General features: G+C 64.2%; 21 protein-coding genes and 3 pseudogenes. 9 read left to right on the top strand and 15 right to left on the bottom strand.

Annotated elements, in window-relative coordinates:
• The first annotated feature begins 91 nt into the window (after positions 1-91).
• On the top strand, positions 92-2,275 hold the full coding sequence (purL, locus tag PBT88_RS04405) for a phosphoribosylformylglycinamidine synthase subunit PurL (RefSeq protein WP_270078011.1): 2,184 nt from the start codon (positions 92-94) through the stop codon (positions 2,273-2,275).
• A gap of 40 nt (positions 2,276-2,315) precedes the next feature.
• On the opposite strand, the gene PBT88_RS04400 is transcribed toward purL, so the two are convergent.
• Positions 2,316-2,621 carry an alkylphosphonate utilization protein gene (locus PBT88_RS04400; RefSeq protein ID WP_270078010.1) on the bottom strand — a complete coding sequence of 102 codons (306 nt, stop codon included), beginning with the start codon at positions 2,619-2,621 and terminating at the stop codon, positions 2,316-2,318.
• A 97-nt stretch (positions 2,622-2,718) separates the two neighbouring features.
• A complete protein-coding gene (locus tag PBT88_RS04395) occupies positions 2,719-3,672 on the bottom strand; it encodes a hemerythrin domain-containing protein (protein WP_270078009.1) in 954 nt (317 codons plus the stop codon).
• 54 nt (positions 3,673-3,726) lie between these two features.
• Here PBT88_RS04395 and PBT88_RS04390 point away from each other — a divergent pair, with 54 nt between their 5' ends.
• From PBT88_RS04390 to bfr, 3 genes are all read left to right on the top strand, one after another.
• A complete protein-coding gene (locus tag PBT88_RS04390; RefSeq protein WP_270078008.1) occupies positions 3,727-5,010 on the top strand; it encodes a DUF418 domain-containing protein in 1,284 nt (427 codons plus the stop codon).
• 59 nt (positions 5,011-5,069) lie between these two features.
• The gene (locus PBT88_RS04385) at positions 5,070-5,240 is read left to right on the top strand and encodes a (2Fe-2S)-binding protein (protein ID WP_270078007.1); all 171 of its coding nucleotides are present in this window, start codon (positions 5,070-5,072) and stop codon (positions 5,238-5,240) included.
• A 104-nt stretch (positions 5,241-5,344) separates the two neighbouring features.
• A complete protein-coding gene (gene bfr / locus PBT88_RS04380) occupies positions 5,345-5,845 on the top strand; it encodes a bacterioferritin (protein WP_270078006.1) in 501 nt (166 codons plus the stop codon).
• A 124-nt stretch (positions 5,846-5,969) separates the two neighbouring features.
• Here the strand turns inward: bfr and PBT88_RS04375 are convergent, their stop codons facing one another.
• The 8 genes from PBT88_RS04375 to PBT88_RS04340 form a co-directional block, all read right to left on the bottom strand.
• Positions 5,970-6,410 (bottom strand): Hpt domain-containing protein, encoded by a 441-nt coding sequence (locus PBT88_RS04375; RefSeq protein ID WP_270078005.1) that lies wholly within the window; start codon positions 6,408-6,410, stop codon positions 5,970-5,972.
• A 66-nt stretch (positions 6,411-6,476) separates the two neighbouring features.
• Positions 6,477-6,698: a sulfurtransferase TusA family protein gene (locus PBT88_RS04370; protein WP_326521567.1), complete on the bottom strand. Its 222-nt coding sequence runs from the start codon at positions 6,696-6,698 to the stop codon at positions 6,477-6,479.
• A 2-nt stretch (positions 6,699-6,700) separates the two neighbouring features.
• Positions 6,701-8,092 (bottom strand): ribosome biogenesis GTPase Der, encoded by a 1,392-nt coding sequence (der, locus tag PBT88_RS04365; RefSeq protein WP_270078004.1) that lies wholly within the window; start codon positions 8,090-8,092, stop codon positions 6,701-6,703.
• 153 nt (positions 8,093-8,245) lie between these two features.
• Positions 8,246-9,643, bottom strand: coding sequence for a PQQ-like beta-propeller repeat protein (locus tag PBT88_RS04360; RefSeq protein WP_270079173.1), 1,398 nt, complete (start codon positions 9,641-9,643; stop codon positions 8,246-8,248).
• 71 nt (positions 9,644-9,714) lie between these two features.
• On the bottom strand, positions 9,715-10,413 hold the full coding sequence (locus tag PBT88_RS04355; RefSeq protein WP_270078003.1) for a tetratricopeptide repeat protein: 699 nt from the start codon (positions 10,411-10,413) through the stop codon (positions 9,715-9,717).
• Between the two features lie 75 nt (positions 10,414-10,488).
• Positions 10,489-11,346 (bottom strand): 3-methyl-2-oxobutanoate hydroxymethyltransferase, encoded by an 858-nt coding sequence (gene panB / locus PBT88_RS04350; protein ID WP_270078002.1) that lies wholly within the window; start codon positions 11,344-11,346, stop codon positions 10,489-10,491.
• Positions 11,347-11,356: 10 nt separating this feature from the next.
• Positions 11,357-11,992 (bottom strand): hypothetical protein, encoded by a 636-nt coding sequence (locus PBT88_RS04345; RefSeq protein WP_270078001.1) that lies wholly within the window; start codon positions 11,990-11,992, stop codon positions 11,357-11,359.
• Positions 11,989-12,336 carry an ArsC family reductase gene (locus PBT88_RS04340; RefSeq protein ID WP_270079172.1) on the bottom strand — a complete coding sequence of 116 codons (348 nt, stop codon included), beginning with the start codon at positions 12,334-12,336 and terminating at the stop codon, positions 11,989-11,991. The genes PBT88_RS04345 and PBT88_RS04340 overlap by 4 nt, the downstream gene beginning before the upstream one ends.
• Positions 12,337-12,595: 259 nt before the next feature.
• On the opposite strand from PBT88_RS04340, the gene PBT88_RS04335 reads away from it, so the two are divergent.
• Positions 12,596-12,820, top strand: a complete 225-nt coding sequence (locus tag PBT88_RS04335; RefSeq protein ID WP_270078000.1) for a transposase — start codon at positions 12,596-12,598, stop codon at positions 12,818-12,820.
• On the opposite strand, the gene PBT88_RS04330 is transcribed toward PBT88_RS04335, so the two are convergent.
• The 3 genes and pseudogenes from PBT88_RS04330 to PBT88_RS04320 form a co-directional block, all read right to left on the bottom strand.
• Positions 12,817-13,482 carry a S26 family signal peptidase gene (locus PBT88_RS04330; RefSeq protein ID WP_270077999.1) on the bottom strand — a complete coding sequence of 222 codons (666 nt, stop codon included), beginning with the start codon at positions 13,480-13,482 and terminating at the stop codon, positions 12,817-12,819. The two genes, PBT88_RS04335 and PBT88_RS04330, sit on opposite strands and share 4 nt — an antisense overlap.
• Positions 13,455-13,595 (bottom strand): annotated as a pseudogene (locus tag PBT88_RS04325) (DUF2840 domain-containing protein); the annotation flags it as partial. The pseudogene PBT88_RS04325 and the gene PBT88_RS04330, both read right to left, overlap by 28 nt.
• Positions 13,596-13,772: 177 nt before the next feature.
• Positions 13,773-14,024, bottom strand: a pseudogene (locus PBT88_RS04320) (replication initiator protein A); the annotation flags it as partial.
• Between the two features lie 140 nt (positions 14,025-14,164).
• On the opposite strand from PBT88_RS04320, the gene PBT88_RS04315 reads away from it, so the two are divergent.
• The 4 genes and pseudogenes from PBT88_RS04315 to PBT88_RS21125 all read left to right on the top strand — a co-directional run bounded on the left by PBT88_RS04315 (position 14,165) and on the right by PBT88_RS21125 (position 19,050).
• Complete coding sequence (locus tag PBT88_RS04315) at positions 14,165-15,382, top strand: AAA family ATPase (RefSeq protein WP_270077998.1); 1,218 nt, start codon at positions 14,165-14,167, stop codon at positions 15,380-15,382.
• Entirely contained in the window at positions 15,375-17,906 is a 2,532-nt protein-coding gene (locus PBT88_RS04310; protein ID WP_270077997.1) for a S8 family peptidase, read from the top strand. The genes PBT88_RS04315 and PBT88_RS04310 overlap by 8 nt, the downstream gene beginning before the upstream one ends.
• Positions 17,907-18,254: 348 nt before the next feature.
• Positions 18,255-18,611, top strand: a pseudogene (locus tag PBT88_RS04305) (P-type conjugative transfer ATPase TrbB); the annotation flags it as partial.
• Between the two features lie 115 nt (positions 18,612-18,726).
• Positions 18,727-19,050 (top strand): hypothetical protein, encoded by a 324-nt coding sequence (locus tag PBT88_RS21125; protein ID WP_407696513.1) that lies wholly within the window; start codon positions 18,727-18,729, stop codon positions 19,048-19,050.
• 205 nt (positions 19,051-19,255) lie between these two features.
• Here the strand turns inward: PBT88_RS21125 and tnpB are convergent, their stop codons facing one another.
• On the bottom strand, positions 19,256-19,654 hold the full coding sequence (gene tnpB, locus PBT88_RS04300; RefSeq protein WP_270077996.1) for an IS66 family insertion sequence element accessory protein TnpB: 399 nt from the start codon (positions 19,652-19,654) through the stop codon (positions 19,256-19,258).
• 159 nt (positions 19,655-19,813) lie between these two features.
• Positions 19,814-21,376, bottom strand: a complete 1,563-nt coding sequence (gene guaA, locus PBT88_RS04295) for a glutamine-hydrolyzing GMP synthase (protein ID WP_270077995.1) — start codon at positions 21,374-21,376, stop codon at positions 19,814-19,816.
• Positions 21,377-21,486: the final 110 nt, after the last annotated feature.

The raw sequence follows: 21,486 nt of genomic DNA, 5'->3' as shown, positions 1-21,486 counted from the left end.
CGATCGCTTTTCCACCGACAATCAGGCCGGCGGCATTCCCGCCGGCCTTTTTCTTTGTCTCGCGGACGAGACGGCGCTATCGGCTCGCAGCATGACCGACGCCAGCGCCATCACCCCCGAAGTCGTCGCCCAGCACGGGCTTTCCCCCGAGGAATATGAGCGCGTGCTCCACGCGCTCGGCCGCGAGCCGAATCTCACGGAACTCGGCATCTTCTCGGTGATGTGGTCCGAGCATTGCTCGTACAAGTCGAGCCGCATCCACCTGAAGAAGCTGCCCACCGAGGCGCCCTGGGTGATCTGCGGCCCCGGCGAGAATGCCGGCGTGATCGACATCGGCGACAATCAGGCGGCCATCTTCAAGATGGAGAGCCACAACCACCCGTCCTACATCGAGCCCTATCAGGGCGCAGCCACCGGCGTCGGCGGCATCCTGCGCGACGTGTTCACGATGGGCGCCCGCCCCGTCGCCAACCTCAACGCGTTGCGCTTCGGTCGCCCCGATCATCCCAAGATGAAGCATCTCATCGCCGGCGTCGTCCACGGCATCGGCGGCTACGGCAATTGCGTCGGCGTGCCGACGGTCGGCGGCGAGGTGAACTTCCACAAGGCCTATGACGGCAACATCCTCGTCAACGCGATGACGGTCGGCATCGCCGAGCAGGACAAGATCTTCTACTCCGCCGCCTCCGGCATCGGCAATCCGATCGTCTATGTCGGCTCCAAGACCGGCCGCGACGGCATCCACGGCGCCACCATGGCATCCGCGGACTTCGGCGAGGATTCGGAAGCCAAGCGCCCGACCGTGCAGGTCGGCGATCCGTTCACCGAGAAATTGCTGATCGAGGCCTGCCTAGAACTGATGGCGTCCGACGCGATCGTCGCAATCCAGGACATGGGCGCCGCCGGCCTCACCTCCTCCGCCGTCGAGATGGCGAGCAAGGGCGGCGTCGGCATCGAGCTCGACATGAACGCGGTGCCGCAGCGTGAAACCGGCATGACTCCCTATGAGATGATGCTGAGCGAGAGCCAGGAGCGGATGCTCATGGTCTTGAAGCCCGGCCGCGAGGCTTTCGCCGAGGCGATCTTCCGCAAGTGGGAACTCGACTTTGCCGTGATCGGCACCGTGACCGAGACCGGCCACATGGTCCTCAAATGGCATGGCGAGACCGTCGCCGACATCCCGCTCGCGCCGCTCGCCGACGAGGCCCCGCTCTACGACCGGCCGCGTGCGTCCGCTGCGGAGTATCAGGCATGGGCCAATGTGGCGCCGCTCGGCCCCATCGCCGAATCGAGCGACATCGCCGCCGATCTGCTCACCCTGATGGCCTCGCCCGACATCGCTTCGCGGCGCTGGATCTGGGAGCAATATGACCACATGGTCGGCGGCGACACCGTGCAACGCCCCGGCGGCGATTCCGCCGTGGTCCGCGTCCACGGCACCGACAAGGGCCTCGCGATCACCACCGACTGCACCCCGCGCTATTGCTATGCGGATCCCTATGAGGGCGGCAAGCAGGCGATCGCCGAATGCTATCGCAACCTCTCGGCGGTCGGCGCGCTGCCGCTGGCGGTGACCAATTGCCTCAACTTCGCCAACCCGCAGCGCCCCGAGATCATGGCGCAGTTCACCGGCTGTCTCGAAGGCATGGGCGACGCCTGCCGCGCGCTCGATTTCCCGATCGTGAGCGGCAATGTCAGCCTCTACAACGAGAGCAAGGCGACCGGCGGCGGCTCGGCGATCCTGCCGACCCCGGCGATCGGCGGCGTCGGGCTGCTCAAGGACTGGTCGAAGAGCGCGACGATCGCGTTCAAGGCGGCGGGCGAGGATATCCTTCTGGTCGGCGGCGCGACCGGCCATCTCGGCCAGTCGCTCTACCTGCGCGAGGTTCTCGGCCTGGAAGCGGGTTCGCCGCCGCCGGTCGATCTCGCGGCCGAGCGCAAGGCCGGCGAACTGATCCGCGAGTTGATCCTCGCAGGCAGCGTCACCGCCGTGCATGACGTGTCCGACGGCGGCGTGCTCGTCGCGATCACCGAGATGGCGCTGGCCGGCGGCATCGGCGCCGATCTGGACGAACTGTCCACGGCGCAGGCGTTCGGCGAGGATCAGGGCCGCTATCTGGTGACGGTTCCGGCCGGCACCACGATCGAAGGCGCGGTCAGGATCGGCCGGACCAGCGAGCAGGCCACCGTCTGGGGCACGCCGCTGGCGGCGCTGCGCCATGCGCACGAAGGCTTCTTCCCGACGCTGATGGGGGCGGACGCGGCGCTCGCCTGAGCGCCGCCCGCTTTCCCACCGCCGGCTAGGGGCCTAACCGTCACCGCTTGCGCACGAACTCCGCGCGCAGGACGAGGCCCTTGATGCCGTCATATTTGCAGTCGATCTCCTGGGCGTCGCCGGTCAGGCGGATCGACTTGATCAGCGTGCCGCGCTTGAGCGTCTGCCCCGCGCCCTTGACGGTCAAATCCTTGATCAGCGTGACCTGATCGCCGTCGGCCAGCAGATTGCCGACCGAATCGCGGACCTCGACGGTATCTGACGGCGCGCCGGCATCGGTTAGCTGCGACGCTGGCACCCACTCGCCGCTCTGCTCGTCATAGACATAATCCTCGTCGGCCTGCACTCGCGTTCCTTCCCGTCGGGCGGGACAATCCCGCCGCTGCGGAGAGGCCTTGGGCGCAGATGGCGCGGCTGTCCAGCGGGCCGCCGCGCCGATCCGATCACGCCATCTTGAAGCCTTCGCGGTTTGCCAATCCGGTCAATGCCTTGTTCTTTTCCGCGCTCAGCCCGCCATGCAGCTTGGGGAAGATCTTGTCCTCCTCCTCGCGGATATGGGCGTCGAGATCGGCCCGGAAATCGGCCACCTTCAGCGCGAACTCGGGCGCCGACTTGTCCATGGCGTCGAGCTCGTAGAGGAACTGCTTGTGATAGCCCTGCTCGTGATTGAGGGCATCGGCATCTGCCTTGTCGCCCCATTCGCGCAGCGCCGGGTAGATCACATTCTCCTCGGTGAAGGCGTGCTTGCCGAGCGCGTGCTTGAGCTGGGTCAGCAGCAGCGTGCGCTTGGCCGGCTGCCCGGGCGACGATTGGGCGAGCTTATCGAGCAGCGCCAGCGCCGCCTTGTGCTCGGCCTTGAGCGCCTCCAGCCAGTCACCCGCCATCACGCTGGGGGCCTGCACCGCCGCCTTGCGGCCGAGATTGGCGACAAGGCCCGCTGCCAGCCCGGCCGCCGCAACACCGATCATGGTGCCGGTGCCGACGCCGGTCGACGGCTTGGCCGCTGCCTTGCGCGATATGGTGCGGGGTTTCGGCGAAGCCTTCACCGAGCCGACATTGCGCGTCGCCGCCTTCACCGCCTTGGCGGCATCTTTGACATGGCTAGCCTCGATCGCCTTCTCCGCCGCCGCCTTGATCGCCTCGACCGCGTGGCTGGCGGTGCTGGCAGCACCCTGCTCGGCGGCCAAGGCCCTGGCGCTCAGTTTCTGCGTGACGGTCTTCGCGGCGGCCGGTTTTACCGTTGCTGGCGACGTGGCGGCCTTCGGCGCGGGCGACTTGCGGACGGCGCGCTTCGCCGGCGCGGCTTTCGCGGTGACGGCCGGCTTGGCAGCGGCGCTGCGCGGGCGAGCCGCCGTCTTGGTGCGCGGCTTGGCGGCGGAATCTGCGACGGTCGCCATGATGTCTTCCTTCCGGGTTGAAATGATCATCGATTCAACCGATCGCCGCCGTCCATGTTCCCGGCCCTGTTCCGGCAAGGGCTTGACTGCGCGCGCCACAGCCGACAGGCCCGGCTCGTGAACGAGCGCCACGGCAGCATCGACGGCCTCCGGGGCCTCGCCGTGATGGGCATCCTGCTGATGAACGTCGCCGGTTTCGCCCTGCCCTCCGGCGCCTATTTCAACCCGCTCGGCGGCGGCGGCACCGGATCGGCGGACATCACGGTCTGGACCGTCAATTTCGTGCTGTTCGACGGCAAGATGCGGGCGCTCTTCTCGATCCTGTTCGGCGCCTCGACGATGATCGTCGTCCAGCGGGCAGAGGCCGCGGGGTTGAGCGGCGCGCGCGTCCACCTCGCCCGGATGGCGACGCTGGCGCTGTTCGGCGCCGCCCACCTGTTCCTGATCTGGCAGGGCGACATTCTGCTCCATTACGCGCTGATCGGCACGCTCGCCCTGCCCTTCGTGCTGCGGGAGACTCGCCTGCTGATCCGCGTCGCGATATTGCTGCTGATCACTCAGTTGGCCGTGCAGGGCATGTTCGTCGCCGGCTTCGCCACCCTCCAGCACGCGGCGCTCCTGCCCGGCGCGGATAAGGCGACGATCGAGGGATGGCGTGCCTTTACCGCAGGCGTCGGTATCGGCGATCCGCGTGATGTCGCCGTCGAGATCGCCCGGATGCGCGGGCCGTGGAGCGGCATCGTCGCCGCCAACCTCGCCAACGAGCCCGCCGGCATCCCTTTCCTGATCGGCTATGACGGGCCGGAGACGCTGGCCTACATGCTGATCGGGATGGCGGCGCTGCGCTCCGGCTTGCTCACCGGCGCCTGGCCCCGCGCCCGCTACGCCCGCGCCGCCGCGATCGGCTTCGCGATCGGCCTGCCGCCGACGATCCTGCTCTGCTGGCTGTGCTTCCGCAGCGGCTTCGACACGCTCGCCACCTTTGCCGCCGCCACGCTCGGCGGCGTGCTGTTCCGGCCGATCCTCGCCGTGGCATTGGCGGCGCTGGCGCTGGCATGGCTCACCGCGCGCGACCATCCGCGCCTGCGCGCTGTCGGCCGGATGGCGTTCAGCAACTATCTCGGCACCAGCCTGCTGATGACCGGGCTCTTCTACGGCTGGGGCTTCGGGCTGTTCGCGCAGATCGAGCGGATCTGGCTCTACCCGATCGTGTGCGCGGTCTGGGTGCTGATGCTGTCGTGGAGCCCGTGGTGGCTGGCCCGGTTCCGCTATGGCCCGCTGGAATGGGCGTGGCGCTCGCTGGCGCGTGGGCAAATCCAGACGATGCGTTTAATTTGATATTGAGATTGTCTTGCAATAGCCCTAGATCATGAAGCGACTCCAAGGAGAGGGAGCACATGGTCGTCTGCGTTTGCAATGCGTTGCGGGAACAGGAAGTGCGCGAAGCCGCGCGTTCAGGATGCCGCGATCCCCTGTCGGCCTATGCCGCGCTGGGCTGCCGCCCGCGCTGTGGCCAGTGCGTGCCGTTCGCCCGCGAACTGATCGCCAACGAGCAGGCCGCCGCCTGACGCTATTCGCCGTGATGCCTGAGAACGATTTGCGCGAGTCGTTCGCGCTGGGTTTCACCGATTTGCGGGCGTAACAAGCTTCCAAACTGCTTTGGAGGCCTATCATGAAGGGTGACGCGAAAGTCATCGAGCTGCTCAATCTGGCGCTCAAGAACGAACTCACCGCGATCAACCAGTATTGGCTGCACTATCGCATGCTCGAGCATTGGGGCGTGGAGAAGCTCGCCGAGTTCGAGCGCCATGAATCCATCGACGAGATGAAGCATGCCGACTGGCTGTCGGAACGTATCCTGTTCCTCGACGGCCTGCCCAATTTCCAGCTGCTCGGCCGTCTCCGGATCGGAGAGTCGGTGGAGGAGATCCTCAAGGCCGACATGGCGCTCGAGGAGGATGCGATCCCGGCGCTGCGCGAGGGCATGGCCCATGCCGAGTCGGTGCGCGACTATGTCAGCCGCGATCTGTTCGGCAGGATCCTCTCCAACGAAGAAGAGCATGTCGATTATCTGGAAAAGCAGTTCGACCTCATCAAGCTGATGGGCATCCAGAACTATATCCAGCTCCAGAGCAAGCCCGCCAACGAGGGCCATGCCGCCACCGGCGCCTGAACCGGGATCGGCACCCCATGATAGCGAAAACGCCCGGTTCGACTCAGTCGGGCCGGGCGTTTTCGTATCTGCTGCGACCGTGATCATATCGGCATGGGATGATCCCCGCCGATCGGGGTGAGCGTCAGCGCTGCGCCATGCCGAAGCCGCCTGCGGGCTTACGGCCGAAGCCGCCACCGGCGGGCCGGCGCTCCACGATCGGATTGACCTCGCGATCGAACAGTTTGAGCGTCGCGTCGAACAGCGGGCGCAATTCCACCACCTGCTCGATCAGCTCGTCCGGCGTCTCGCGCGCTTCGACACAGCGGCGCGCGGTCGTCTCGATGATTTCGGCCAGTTCCGCCAGCGGGGCTGCGCCGAACTGCCGCGCCTCGCCTTTCAGCGTATGCGCCGGCAGCACCAGCGCGGCCGCAGACCGATCGCGGATCGCCTGCTCGATCTGGCCAACAGACTTGATTCCGTCTTCGCGGAAATAGCCGAGGATTCGCACGAATCCGGAGCCCAGCTCCGCGCGAACGCGGGCAAAGACGCCCCAATCGACTAGTTCGGCGGCTCCAATAGCCACGTCACGACCCCCTTCAACCACGGAACCTAACAGTTCAGCTATGAGCTATATCGGGTAAAGAGATAGTTACGGACGATTAGCTATTAGTCGAAGCCCGGCGCCGATTTCGGTCATTTGCGGCGCTATTTGCCACCCGCATTCGGTGGCCACCGCCATGATCTCGCGCGGGGCGGCGGGATCGTCGGCCACGGCCACGATCTCCGCCCACTCGCTCGCCTCACGGATCGCGCGTGCCACCCGGATCGCCGGCCAGGGGCAGCGCAGACCGCGAAGGTCGAGCCGGGTCACCCTCAGTCGTCGCGCTTGTCGTTGGGCTTGGTCCCGTAGGGATTCTTGGGCGCGCGCAGCGTCAGGCGAACCGGCACCGCCCCGAAGCCGAGATCCTTGCGGATCCCGTTGATCAGGTAGCGCTGATAGCTCATCGGCAGCTGATCGACACGGGTGCCGAACAGCACGAAGCCGGGCGGCCGCGTCTTGGCCTGGGTGAGGAAGCGCAGCTTGATCCGCTTGCCGCCGGGCGCGGGCGGCGGGTTCTTCTCCACCGCCTTCTCGAACCAGCGGTTGAGCACGCCGGTGGAGACACGCTTGGACCACGCTTCGCGGGTCTCGAAGGCGGCGCCGAGCAACTGGTCCAGCCCTTTGCCGGTCGCCGCCGAGACCGCGATCAGCGGCACGCCGCGCGCCTGGCTGAGCCCCTCTTCCAGCGCCGTCTTCACGCCGTTGAACAGGGCGGACTGGCCTTCCGCCACATCCCATTTGTTGAGCGCGATGACGAGCGCCCGGCCCTCCTGCAGCACATGGTCGGCGATGCGCAGATCCTGCGCCTCCAGCCCGCGCGTGGCATCGAGCAGCAACACCACGACTTCGGCGAAATCGACCGCGCGCATCGTGTCGGACGCGGAGAGCTTCTCCAGCTTGTCCTCGATCTTCGCCTTCTTGCGCAGGCCGGCGGTGTCGATCAGGCGAACGGCGCGGAAACGGCCCTCGGGGCTCGGCCACATCCAGTCGACCGCGATCGAATCGCGGGTGATCCCGGCTTCCGGCCCAGTGATCATCCGCTCTTCCCGGAGGAACTGGTTCACCAGCGTCGATTTGCCGGCATTGGGCCGCCCGACGATCGCGAGTTTCAGGATCGCGTCGGGATCATCCTCGTCGGCTTCCTCTTCCTCGATCTCCTCCCGCTCGATGTGCGGCAGCAACGCCTCGAACAGGTCGCCCATGCCCTCGCCATGTTCGGCGGACAGCGGAACGGGATCGCCCAGGCCCAGGCGGAAGCCCTCCATGATACCGGGCTCGGCCGCCTTGCCCTCGGATTTGTTGCAGACGAGGATGATCGGCGTGTCGGAGCCGCGCAGCCATTGCGCCACCGTCTCGTCCAGCGGGGTCACGCCGGCGCGCGCGTCGATCATGAACAGCGCGGCATCGGCCTGCGCCACCGCCGCCTCGGTCTGCGCGCGCATCCGGCCCGGCAGGGTCTGCGGGTCGTCGCTCTCGAAACCGGCGGTATCGACGATGCGGAACGGCACGCCGAGCAGATCGGCCTCGCCTTCGCGCCGATCGCGGGTCACGCCCGGCCGATCATCGACCAGCGCGATGCGCTTTCCGACGAGGCGGTTGAACAGGGTCGACTTGCCGACGTTGGGACGGCCGACGATCGCGACGATGGGCTGCTTGTTGGACATTCGGCTCCTTTAGGGCCGATTCAGGCCAACATCAAAGCCCTCCCCCGCGATTACCGGGAGAGGGCCCATAAAGCGCATCGCCTTCCGCGTGGAAAAGCGATGCGCGAGAGAGAATACCGCCCCCTCCCGGCGAACCGGAAGAGGATGGCCGGCTCAGCGCCAGGCGCTGATATGGCCGTCGCTGGACAACAGGTACATCATGTTGTTGGCCACCACCGGCGGCAACGAGAAGCGCTTGCCGGCCTTCTCCGTCGACAGCAGCTTGCCATCGGCAACAGAGACATAGGCCAGCTCGCCCAGCGAGTTGGTCAGCACGAGACGACCGCCGGCCAGAACCGGGCCGTTCCAGAAGATCAGGTTGTTCTTCTTCTTCTCGTTCTTCCAATGCTGCAACTGGCTGGTCCAGCGGATCTTGCCCGTGGTCCGCTCGATGCAATAGACCTTGGCATCGTCGGCCACCACGAACAGCCAGTCACCGCCGAGCGCCGGTGTCGAGATGCCGCCGAGATTGACCTCCCACAGGCGCTGGCCGGTGACGAGATCGAGCGCGATCATGCGCCCGCCCGCGCCTACCGCATAGACCCGGCTTTCATCGAGCACCGGGCTCGCATCGACGTCGGTGACGTCGCCGACGCTGGTGGACATGCTGGTGCGCGTCAGTGCGTCCTGCCAGACGACGCGGCCATTTTCGTAGCGATAGGCGTCGAGATCGCCCGACGAGAAGCCGGCGACCACGGTGGCACGGGCGATCGCCGGCGAGGCGACGCCGAACACGCCCGCCGTCTCGAGCGGGCCGGAGGCCGTCCACTGGGTCGCGCCATCGGTTTGGGACAGCGCGTAGATCTGGTTGTCCTGGCTCATCACATAGAGGCTGCCATTGGCGATGGACGGTGCGCCGCGCAGCGGGCCACCGGGCGAAACCCGCCAGCCGATCTTGCCGGTCGCCGCATCGAGCTGCGCCACTTCGCCGAGGCCGCTGGTCGCGTAGAGCTTGCCACTGTCGTAGCTGACGCCGCCGCCGAACAGCGAGCGGCTGTAGCGCTTCTGCTCCTTCTGGCCGAACAGGCCCATGACCCCCGCCTTCTTGAGCGACACGCCGGGCTTCGCCTTGAGCTGGGTCGCCCACAATTCGCGGCCGGTCTGCGCGTCATAGGCATGAACATTGGCGAGCGCGTCGATCACGAAGACATGGCCCTCCGCGATCACCGGCGTGGCCGCCAGGCGCTCGTCCTTGCCCGCCTTCGCGAGGCCATTGACCCACACCCGCACCGGCTGCGCACCGAGCCCGACATTGCCCATCGCCTTGCGGGCGTTGCCGGCCGGCTGCGTCCAATCGGTATTGACCTCGGCCGGGGGCACCAGCACCTGCCGGGATGCCATCGCCGGATCGGTGCCGGCGCTGCTTTCCACGGTCAGCACCGGGATGCGCTCGCCCAGTACGGCCGTCTGGGGCTTCTTGCTGCCGCCCTTGAACACGCCGCAACCGCCGAGCAGCGTCGCTGCCATCAGCACCGCCACCAGCGGCGCCTGCGCCTTGCGCGTTCGATCCATGCTGTCCCGCCCCATCATCGTCTGCTCACATTCCTGTTCGATCGCGGGTTTCGCCGCCATGACGCCTGCCATCAGGCGGCCGGGATTTCCGAAGGCTGAACCGGCTCGAAGCCGAGATCTGCCGCCAGCTGGGCCACCCGTGCGCGCAGCGATGCGGGCACGGCCTTGTCCTTGGTCATCGCCACGAACATGGCCCCCGCCAGCTTCGGATGGTTGAGCTTCATATAGGCGATACCGGTCATCTCGCCGGCACTGCCGAACCAGGGATTGCCCGTCACCGCCAGCGGCTTCAGCCGGTCGACCACCTGCTGCGGCGGCAGCGTATCGAACTGGAGCGTGGTCGCCCGCAGCAGCGCCGCGTCGCGCAGCTGCTGGGGCGCACTGCTGTCCTGCGAGATATTGAGGAACGCCGTGGCGGCCTGTTTCTCCTTGCGCTCGCGCACCAGCATGTCGGCCTCGAGCATCCGCGAGAGCGGCGCATAGCCCTTCACGCCCGTCCCGGCGAGGGCATCGAGCTGCTTGCGCGCATCATCGTCCTTGCCGGCCGAGATCGAGGCCATGGCGGCCATGAACTGGTCGCCGCGCTCGCCGGCCACCGCATTCTGGTGCGAACGCCACCAGAGGGTGCCGCCGAACGCCGCCAGCGCCAGCAGCACGAGGACGGCGACGATCACGCCATAGCGACGTGCCAGCCTTGCAGTCTGCTCGCGGCGGACCTCGTCATCCACCTCGCGAAAGAAGGCTTCGTTATTCTGGGGCTTCAGTGCCAATCAAAGTCTCCAAGGGGCATACCGCGCCCCGAAAGCGCGGCGGACCTTAGCGGTGAGTTGCGCCGAGCGAAACAGCTACTTGGGGGCGTATGTTTCAGCAGCGGTCGGGAAAGCACGCGAGCGCACCTCGCCGGCGTAAGTTTCGGCGGCGGAGGAGATGCGGGTAGCAAGATCATCGTAGCGTTTCACGAATCGCGCGGTGCGCTCGAACATGCCGAGCATGTCGTCGATCACCAGCACCTGCCCGTCACACGCATTGGATGCGCCGATGCCGATCACCGGGCAACGGACATCGTCCGTCACCGCGCGAGCCAGCGTCTCGACGACACCCTCGACGACCAGCGCGAACGCCCCGGCATCGGCGATCGCCCGCGCGTCGTCGATGATCTGGGCCTGCTCCTCGTCGCTGCGGCCGCGCGCGCCATAGCCGCCCAGCACATTGACCGCCTGCGGGGTGAGCCCGACATGACCGACCACCGGGATGCCGCGATGGGTGAGGAAGGCCACGGTCGCCGCCATCGCCTCACCGCCCTCCAGCTTCACGCCCGCCGCGCCGGTCTCCGCCATGATCCGCGCGGCGGATTCGAACGCCTGCTCCGGGCTCTTCTCATAGCTGCCGAACGGCATGTCGATGATGACGACCGAATGATAGCTGCCGCGCACCACCGCCGCGCCATGCGCGATCATCATGTCGAGCGTGACCTGAAGCGTGGACGGCAGGCCGTAGATCACCTGCCCCAGGCTGTCACCGACCAGCAGCATGTCGCAATGCGGATCGAGCAGCTGCGCCATCCGCGCCGTATAGGCCGTCAGCATGACGATCGGCTCGCCGCCCTTGCGCCCGGCGATGGCGGGCACGGTCAGCCGTTTCATCGGTGCCGGCGTCGGGGTCGCCCGGCTCGTCGACGTGTCGAGCGTGAAGGTGGTGGACATGGTGCGAGGCCTAGCCCGCGGGTGGCGGGAAGTCGAGGACCGCCGAGGTATAGCTTTCCACCACCAGGCTGAACGGCGTGCCATCGGGGGTGGCGAGGATCGCCCGATGCTCCAGCACATGGTCAGGGATGGCCAGCCGGCCCGGCCGCAGCGGCATCCCCGGCAGCCCGGTCATCTCCCGCCCGTCCGGCAGCGGCGACCAGAGCAAGGTCGCCGACAGCGTATGGCGCGCGAAATGCAGCGCCTGCACCGCGCGACCGAAGGCGATATCGCTCTGCTCCAGTGCGTCGTTCATGGCGGCGGTGAGACGCGCCGGGACATACCAATTGTCGGCATCGGACAGCACATGATCGCCGCAGCGCAAGCGCACCCGGCGATAGGCGACCGGCATGTCCGGTGTCACTTTGAGCGCGGCGCGGATGTCGGCGGTGGCGGGCTTGTCCTCGCCCCGCACCCGCTCGGCCACCACCGTCGCCGGCTGCGCGATATGGTGATCGGCGCACCAGCGATCGAGGGTCAGGGTCGCGCTGTCGTGGCTGAGCAGATTGGCATTGAGCGTCTGGAGCACGGCCAGCGCCTCCACCCGCGCTTGCGGCGTATCGGGCCAGGGGGCGGCCGACACCAGCAGCGCGGCCGCCAGCATCACGGAAAGACCTCACCATAGGCCTCGGGCTTGAAGCCGAGCAGCGTATGGCCATCAGTGTCGAGCACGGGGCGCTTGATCATTGACGGCTGCGCCAGCATCAGCATGATCGCCCGCTCCGCATCCAGCCCTTCCCGATCGGCTTCGGGAAGCTTGCGGAAGGTGGTGCCGGCGCGGTTGAGCACCTTCTCCCAGCCATGCTCGGCGACCCAGCCCTCCAGCGTCGGGCGATCGATGCCGACCTTCTTATAGTCGTGGAAATCATAGGCGACGCCATGATCATCGAGCCACGTCCACGCCTTCTTCATCGTGTCGCAATTCTTGATGCCAAACAGGGTGACGGTCATCATGCTCTTCCGGTCGATAATGGCGGTTTCTCGAGGGCCAATCATCGTCGGAACGGCGTGGACGCCATTCCTGCCCTCGTCCTGCCGCGTCGGTAGCAGACCGGGCTTCGTGGACAAAGCCTTACGGGGCGAGTCTCAGTTGATTCAAGGCTGCCTTTGGAGGCGGCGTTGGGCGAACGGATCGGGCTGTTCCCGTCTGAGCGGGCGGGGTTGTCGACCGGCGGGCGATGACAGTCCGTATCTCGAAGGCATGATGTGGATGGCGAGGACGGGCTCGCCGTGGCGGCGCCTGCCCGACGACCATGGCAAGTGGTACAGCGTCTTCCGGCGGCATCGGCGTTGGGTCGAAACGGGCGTGTTCGATGCGATGCGCGAGACGCTCGCCGAGATAGCGGGCCGCGCGCGATCCGCCGACAGGATCGACAGCGCCGTCGTCCGGGCGCACCACTGCGCTGTCGGCATGAAAAAGGGACTCAACCGTTAAACGACGCCCGTTGCCCGGCCGCAGGCCGTCGTGGATGCCGCGCGAACGCGTTTGCAACAAAATGTGCGTAGAGACGGCCTCCCGTTGCCAGGCCTACCCATCAAGAAAATCGATACTCCAGGGTCGCGGCTGTGCGCCTCGGTCCACACCGGGACTGCACGCCCAAGGATGGCGGAGCGCCGGAGCACGCCGAAATACCGGCCGTCGAAACTGTCCGGCACGGCGGTGTTCATGACGAAGACGCTGTCGTGGCCGAGCAGGACGCATCCCTGCCAACGGGGCAGCGGACGGCCGAGATGGTCGCGCCGTCGCGCCTGGCCGACAGCCCGGCCGTTGATGCTGATTGTCGTGCCCGTGCGACAGACGAGGTCGCCGTTCGCGGCAGCCACCCATTTGATGAGCGGCAAACCCAGAGGCAGATAGTGGCGCTCGGCCGCCAGTTTTGCGGTAGCAGGATCCGGGCGAACAGCGATCATCACGCCGGGCCGGATGACCCGCAACGGATCCACGCGGTAGAGGCCGACCGGTGTGCTGGCGGTCGCATTCCAGAGAAACCGTGTGCGGTTCCTGTGCACGGCGGGTGCCAGCACTGCGACGACGCCGGCCAGGCCGACCAGTACGATCGACCAGCGTCTCACGAGACAGCCTTTCGCCGCAGCCATGCGCGATGGCGGTCCGGAAGATAGGCGCGCGGCAACAGGCCGGCAGCAAGTCGGTTGTGAACATGGCGCCAGTGGTCGGGCGCTGCTTCACATGGATCAAGGTTCACGGCCTCGTCCGATCGGAAACGGCGCGTCCGTTAGCAAGAGTCCGAAGGACTCTTTGTTAGCATTGTTAGAAGGGAGCAGATTCGCGCAGTGATTCCCGTCGCTTACAGGCGTTCCGGGTTCCCGATGGGACGACTCGGCGGTTCCCGATCGGACGACTCCCGCGGTTCCTGATAGGACGACCGTCATCGCTGCTTATCCACAGCCTTGGGTGACCAGCGGCGGAAGGCGAAATCGAGCGGGTCCTCCGGGACAGCCACGAACGCCAGGCGCTCGCGTCCGACCACGAATTCGAGTGACAGCACGTACCCGGGAAGTGGCTGGCGCGCGACGATCGCGCGGAGCTCGAACGCGAAGCGCTTGAGTGGCGACAGGACGCCGGACTTCAGGTGAAGGTGCCCTTCCGGGCAGAACACATGTTTGCGCAGCGCCCGATATTAGATACGGGGCCGGCCTCGCCGACCGACATTATCTGCATTTCTAGCCAGCTTTCTGCATATAAAAGGATTATCTTGCATATATGGCTGATACGTCGCATATGTCCTTGGATAAAGAGATTCCTCGGAGGTAGGGCGTTATGGAGCATTTTTCGGCGATCCAGAGTTTGTGCAGGATCGGCCTGGAAAACGGTGATGGTCGATTCAGGAAGCAGGTCGAACGTTTACGCGACCGGTTGACGAAGGCTGGCGACGAGCGTGACGCTGCGACGCTGAGCGCATTGCTCGCGAACGTCACCAGCGATGTATCGCTGGCTCCTAGCAACGTTGAGGTATCACGCTCGCTGGTTGTCGGCGACGAGTTGACCGGCAATGTGCATCCGCCGGTCGATCGAGAGACAAGCGTTCCGCTCGCGGAGATCCTGCTGGCGCCGAGCGCCGGCCAACCGTCGCCCATTTTCGATGAAACGCTCCAGTTGGCGATGGGGGCATTGGTTTCGGAATGGCAAAATGCAGAAGCTCTGAAAGCGCTTGGCGTGGAGCCCTCCCGATCTTGCTTGTTCTACGGCCCCCCTGGCACAGGAAAGACTCTCGCAGCCCTCACGCTTGCCGCCAAGCTCAACTTACCGGTCGTAAACGCTCGCATTGACGGTCTTGTCAGCTCATTTTTGGGGACGACCGCGCGAAATATCGCAAATCTTTTCGATTTCGCGAACCGATATCGGTGCGTACTCATTTTGGATGAGTTCGATGCATTGGCGAAGATGCGAGATGATCCCCATGAACTGGGAGAGCTTAAGCGAGTAGTAAATACTCTACTACAGAATTTGGATGCTCGGGCTAATAAAGGTCTTACCATAGCAATTACAAATCATGAGGGTCTTTTGGATCCAGCCGTTTGGCGGCGTTTTCAGAATCACGTTCGGATTGGACAGCCTGATCTGCCGACAAGATTAGAAATGCTGCGTACGTTCCTAGGATCGCTCGAGCTGGGCGACGACGTTATAAAAACGCTTAGCTATGTCGCCGGCCCCCGTTCCGGCTCCGACTTGAAAACGTTCGCCGATGCTCTGCGTCGTAGCCTTGCATTGTCAGGAAGTGAGGCGACGCCACGCGCTATCACGCTAGCCACAAAAACTTTGCTTCCGCGCTTGGGAATAGAAGATTCCGACATGGGACCGGCCCGTCTATTTTTAGTAAATGAGCCGAAGTTCATCGGCGAGGTTCTTCATGCCGACTTGGGCATTAGACAGGATAGTCTCGCGCAAATGTTCGACTGCAGTCAGAGTAAAATATCGAGATGGTCCGGTGAATGGGCATCGGATGAGAAGACGGCTGTGAGGACCGCTGATGCCTAACAATCCTGTCCAGATCGTACTGAACGACGACTCGTTCATTCGAGCTCCGGATCCCGGTCGTGCGGGTCCGGACAAAGACTTTTTCGAGAAGAACGATCAAGCATTTTTAAAGCACAAGCTGACATTGCTGACGCGTTTAGACGAGATCGACGCGAGGCTGGCGGCATCACGCTTTGGTCCGGTGACATATGTCCGCGTACGTATGCGTGTTGAGGCGATTGCCAAATCCTATCGTCCGAACCGTGCGTTGTTCCTCGCGGATCAGTTTCCCTGCGTCGGAGCTGGAGCTCCCGGAGAGCTTTTCTTCCGGATGCCGCGCATCCATATTGCGCGACTACGTGGGCGCTTTGAGACCGCAGAGCCTGCGGGCGAAACGCGAATTTCGAGCAAAACCGGCAAACCCTATCATTACGTCACAAGAGCCCGCTCCGAATTGGGCGCTATCGAGTCCATCGAGATTACATCCCCCGAGGGGAAACGCGGGTTTGCAGCAGCTGCGGCGGTTGACGCAATGCTCGATCCGTCTGCAGCGAGCGGTTACATCGTGGAGTTGTTCGAACAGCGCCCGCTCGAGGTTACGAGCAGCGCTGACATCCTCGGAATGCGTCAATCGTTTGAAACTCTCCAGCACGACATCGCACAATTAGGCAACGGGACTTATGCTGCGCTTCTGCCAAGCCCGGGTGGCGTGCCATCTATTGAATTGTTGGTGACCACAGCGCCTACACGGCCGCTGATCGAAGATCGTCGCGCGATCCGAGGTGAGTTATCTCTGGTACCGCCTGTCGCCGATGTTGATGCCGATGTGAGCCGGCACGAACACGTTCTGACGGTCATTGCAGCTCATCCGCTCGTGAGGCGCATTCGATTTCCGGTTCTATTGCAGCCTTCGGATGCCCCAACAGCAACGGCCCCAGGCAATTTCGAAGTTCCAGCCCGAGTGGCAACTGGTGCATACCCCAAGGTCGGAGTTATCGATACGGGTATATGCCCCCTGTTCGCCGGTTGGGTGCGAGATCGATATGACTATCTCGACGTCGACGACTGTGACCCGACTCATGGGACCCTAGTCGCTGGTATTCTGACCGGTGCTCGCGGGCACAACGGTACTGAGATAGGTCGTGAGTTGGATGGTTGTGACATTGTTGACATTCCGTTGCTGCCCCGGGGAAGATTTCTCGACACATACGGTCAGCGAGGTTTCGAAGCCTTCCTCGAAGAGCTGGAAGCTGCCGTTGTTGAAGCCCGCGACGATCACAATGTTCGCATCTTCAATATGTCCTTAAACATAACTTCACCAGTTGAGCAGAACCTTTACAGTATCTACGCTGCTCGGCTCGACGAAATTCAAGACAGGCAAGGCGTCTTGATCGTCAACTCTGCCGGTAATTTGAGTGGCGCCGAATGGCGGTCCGCATGGCCGCGTACGCCACGGCAGGCACTTGCCGCCCTTGCGTCACGTTCCGCCCCGGATACCATTTTCATGCCGTGTGAAAGTGTGCGCGCGCTTGCGGTGGGCGCTCTGAACCCGCCGGGCGGAACTCATCTTGAGGGCGCCCCTGCAACTTATTCACGCCGTGGTCCGGGGTTGCGTGTCGGGGTCAAGCCAGACTTGGCCCACTATGGCGGCACTGGGGATTCCGCATCGCCGAATTCAACGGCTTTGGTCTCATGTGCTCAAGACGGGTCGCGCGTTGAAACACGCGGAACCAGTTTCGCGGCGCCTTTGGTCGCCAAGACATTGGCAACGCTCGATGCCATGACGGAGCAGAAGCTAGAAACCAGAACACTCCGTGCATTTGCGATACATAACGCAGCCGTTCCCGAATGCCTTGCTCATCGATCTTTAAAGGACGTGTCTCGACAGTTTGTCGGATTTGGGCAGCCGAGCGATGCTGCCTCAATGCTGGAAACGGCTGATCATTCAATCACATTGGTATTTGAGAGCAGGCTTAGCATCGGAGAAAAGCGGCCTGCCATTCTTCGTTTCCCATTTGCTTGGCCTGCGTCACTTGTCGATCCGGGGACCCGTGCTTGTCGGGGCGATGTGCGCATGACACTTGTTTACGACGCGCCGATCGATCAGGCGTTCGGGACAGAGTTTGTCCGTGTTAATCTCGACGCGAAACTGCGGCAACGGCAGCCAGTCGATCGCTCTGATGGTTTGCCCAGCTTCCACGATCAAATCACACAGGCATTTCTTCCAAAGTCGGCGGGAACGACGCCACCAGAGCGCGCGCTCATTTCTCACGGTCTGAAATGGTGGCCGACAAAGCGTTATGCGGCGCGATTTGGAGAGGGAGTGGGAAGCAGTACCGAGTGGCAAATACAGGTCGAGAGCATCGTTCGTGCGGAAGCTCAGTTTCCCGCCGAAGGCGTACCGTTTTCGCTTATTGTGACGATCGAAGATCCTGAAGGTGCACAACCGATCTTTCAAGAGTTGCGGAGACAACTCGTCACGCAACGCGTCGATCTACATGACATTCGTACGGCGGTTAGAGTTCGAGCCCGCGCACGTAGATAGAGTCTCACGCCGTTAGAGTCATTCTACAGCGCGATTCTAAGTACACGCCGCCTTCCGAGTATCTCAACTGGCGTGCAATCGGTGCGTGCTGTCGTGGCCGTCGTGAAGATCGACGCGGAATGACACTCTGAAAGCGCTGTGAAGTCAAAATGGAAGTGTGAATTGGACCCGCCGATTGCCAGTCTTTCCACGCCATGCTGCGACGAGGGAAATCTGCTATTGAACCGGGCGTCCCATCGCATTCTTTAGATCCCCTCCAGGCGGCCGATAACCGGTCGCCGTGAACGAGGGTACCGCGTTGTGTCGGTCGAGCCGCTCCGTACAGAAGCGCTGCAGCGAGGTGCGAGAATGCTCCGCACTGCGCTCGGGCCAGCGATCGCGGGGTTCCTCGCCGAGCCGGCGGTGGTCGAGGTCATGCTCAATCCGGACGGCCGGCTGTGGATCGACCGGCTCGGACAGGGTCTGGTCGATACCGGGACGAGCCTTTCTTCGTCCGATGGCGAGCGCATCATCCGGCTGGTTGCCCATCATGTCGGCGCCGAGGTGCATGCCCACGCCCCGCGGGTTTCGGCTGAGCTTCCCGGGACCGGCGAGCGCTTCGAGGGCCTGATCCCCCCGGTCGTGGCCGCGCCGGCGTTTGCTATCCGGAAACCCGCGGTCGCGATCTTCACGCTCGACGACTATGTCGATCGCGGGATCATGACGCGGCCGGGATCATGCGCTACACACTCATGGGGTCATCGCCTGTCGCCGCGTAGATGCGCTCCTGAAGCGATGCGCTCGAATATCCGCATTCAAGCGTCAGCTGACGCATGAGGGCATGGCAGGCGTCCTGATCTACACAGCAACTCCCGACTCCGACGGAACGCTGGGAGGGCTTCAGCGGCAGGGAAAGGCAGAAAGGATTCCCGGAATCCTCACGCGCGCGCTGTTTGCGATCGAGTGGTGCTCGTCAGATCCCCTGTGCATTTCGGATATGATGAACGCGCAGGCCACGTTCTCACATTCGGCGTGCCATGCCTGCGTCCTTGCTCCGGAGACCTCCTGTGAGTCGTTCAACAGCTATCTTGATCGCGGTCTCCTGACAGGGCTGCCAAGTAGCCCGCAAACAGGTTTCTTCGACGGTCTGATGAGGCCGGCCTGATGGCGGTGATGTGGCCAAGGGAGCTACCTGTGTCGATCCGGCAGGACCGTCGACGCCGCGCTGAGGTGCGTGTCTTCGATAAGCTGGCAGCCACCCTCGATGACAGCTTCACGGTGTTTTACTCCAGCCCTTGGCTGGGCACGGATCATCTCGGCGCCGAAAAAGACGGAGAGTGCGATTTCCTCGTCGCTCACGCACGCCTCGGTTATCCGGCGCTCGCCGGACGCCAGCTGTACTGCGGATTGCGCCAGTCGATACCCTCGAGCAGGCAGGCCAGCTGCGAGGCTGTCAGCGATACCACGCCGTCCTTCGCCGAGGGCCAGACGAACCGCCCCTTCTCCAGCCGCTTGGCGTAGAGCGACATGCCCAGGCCGTCGTGCCAGATGATCTTCACCAGCGAGCCGATCCGACCGCGGAAGACGAACAGGTCGCCGCCGTGTGGATCGCGGTGGAGCTGCTGCTGCACCATGAGCGCTATCTCCGCGATGAAAATACCGTCAGCCTGAAAACGCACCTCTCCCGCCCGAAAAAGCATGGCTTTTCCGGTGTTTAAGGAAGAAAAAATACCGTCAGAGGCTGTGTTGTCCCTGACGGTATCGAGCATTTTGGGATGAGACAAGGTCAGCCGATACCGTCAGCTCACGCGACGGACGGGAAGGCTGCCCACCGATTGTCATCGAATGTCAGTGACGATAAATTATTTTTTATCAGTCACTTAGATCGTATCGCAGCGTAGGTTTGGTCCCCTCTGGAGGGGCCAAAATCATTCCCACTCGATCGTGCCGGGCGGCTTGCTGGTATAGTCGTAGACGACGCGGTTGATGCCGGCGACCTCGTTGACGATCCGCGTCGCGACGCGCGCGAGGAAGGTGCCGTCGAACGGATAGACGTCGGCGGTCATGCCGTCGACCGAAGTGACGGCGCGCAGCCCGCACACCGAATCATAGGTGCGGTGATCGCCCATCACGCCGACCGTGCGCACCGGCAGCAGCACCGCGAACGCCTGCCAGATCGCATCGTAGAGCCCGGCGTTGCGGATCTCCTCCAGATAGATGGCATCGGCCTTGCGCAGGATGTCGCAGCGCTCCTTGGTGACTTCGCCGGGGATGCGGATCGCCAGGCCCGGCCCCGGAAAGGGGTGCCGCGCGACGAACGCCTCGGTCAGCCCCAGCTCGCGACCGAGCACGCGGACCTCGTCCTTGAACAGCTCGCGCAGCGGCTCGACCAGCTTCATGTTCATCCGCTCGGGCAGGCCACCGACATTGTGATGGCTCTTGATCGTCACCGACGGCCCGCCGGTGAAGCTGACGCTCTCGATCACGTCGGGGTAGAGCGTGCCTTGTGCCAAGAAATCGGCGCCGCCGATCTTCTTCGCCTCCTCCTCGAACACCTCGATGAAGGTCTTGCCGATGAACTTGCGCTTGGCTTCCGGGTCGGTGACGCCGGCGAGGCCATTGAGGAACAGCGTCTCCGCGTTCACATGGACGAGCGGGATGTTGTAGTGATTGCGGAACAGCGAGACGACCTGCTCGCTCTCGCCCGCGCGCATCAGGCCGTGATCGACATAGACGCAGGTCAGCTGGTCGCCGATCGCCTCGTGGATCAGCACCGCCGCCACCGACGAATCGACCCCGCCGGACAGCCCGCAGATCACCTTGCCGGTGCCGACCTGATTGCGGATCTCCTCGATCTTGGCGGCCCGGAAGCCGGCCATCGACCAGTCGCCCTCGAGCCCGCAGACATGGCGGACGAAATTGGCGATCAGCTTGGCGCCGTCGGGGGTGTGGACCACCTCGGGGTGGAACTGGACGCCGTAGAAATGGCGGCTCTCGTCGGCGGTGATCGCGAAGGGCGCGCCTTCCGAGACCGCGATCGGCACGAAGCCTTGCGGGAGCCGCGTCACCTTGTCGCCGTGGCTCATCCACACCTGATGGCGCTCACCCTCGGCCCACAGACCGTCGAACAGCGCCGAACGCGCCTTCACCTCGACGAAGGCGCGGCCGAACTCGCCGCCCTCGCCCGAGACCACGACTTCGCCGCCCAGCTGCTTGCACATCGTCTGCTGGCCGTAGCAGATGCCGAGGATCGGCAGTCCCGCCTCGAAGAAGCGCTGCGGCGCGGATGGCGCATTCTCCTCCGTCACCGAGGCTGGGCCGCCGGACAGGATCAGCCCCTTGGGACTGAGCCGATCAAACGCGGCATCGGCGGACTGGAAGGGCACGATCTCGCAATAGACGCCCGATTCTCGCACGCGGCGTGCGATCAGCTGGGTGACCTGGCTGCCGAAATCGACGATGAGGATGCTGTCTTGCGGTGCGACTGTCATGGCGAGCCGATAACGGGCGCTCCCAGACGAGTCCAGAGGCGGCATGGTGATCGCTCGCCTCCACGCGCATCTCGATGGTCAACGGCTTGTTTACCGTTAAGACTTAAGTC

The sequence above is a fragment of the Sphingomonas abietis genome (genome assembly GCF_027625475.1).
Classification (GTDB): domain Bacteria; phylum Pseudomonadota; class Alphaproteobacteria; order Sphingomonadales; family Sphingomonadaceae; genus Solisphingomonas; species Solisphingomonas abietis.
This window is presented reverse-complemented; position numbering and strand designations above follow the sequence as displayed.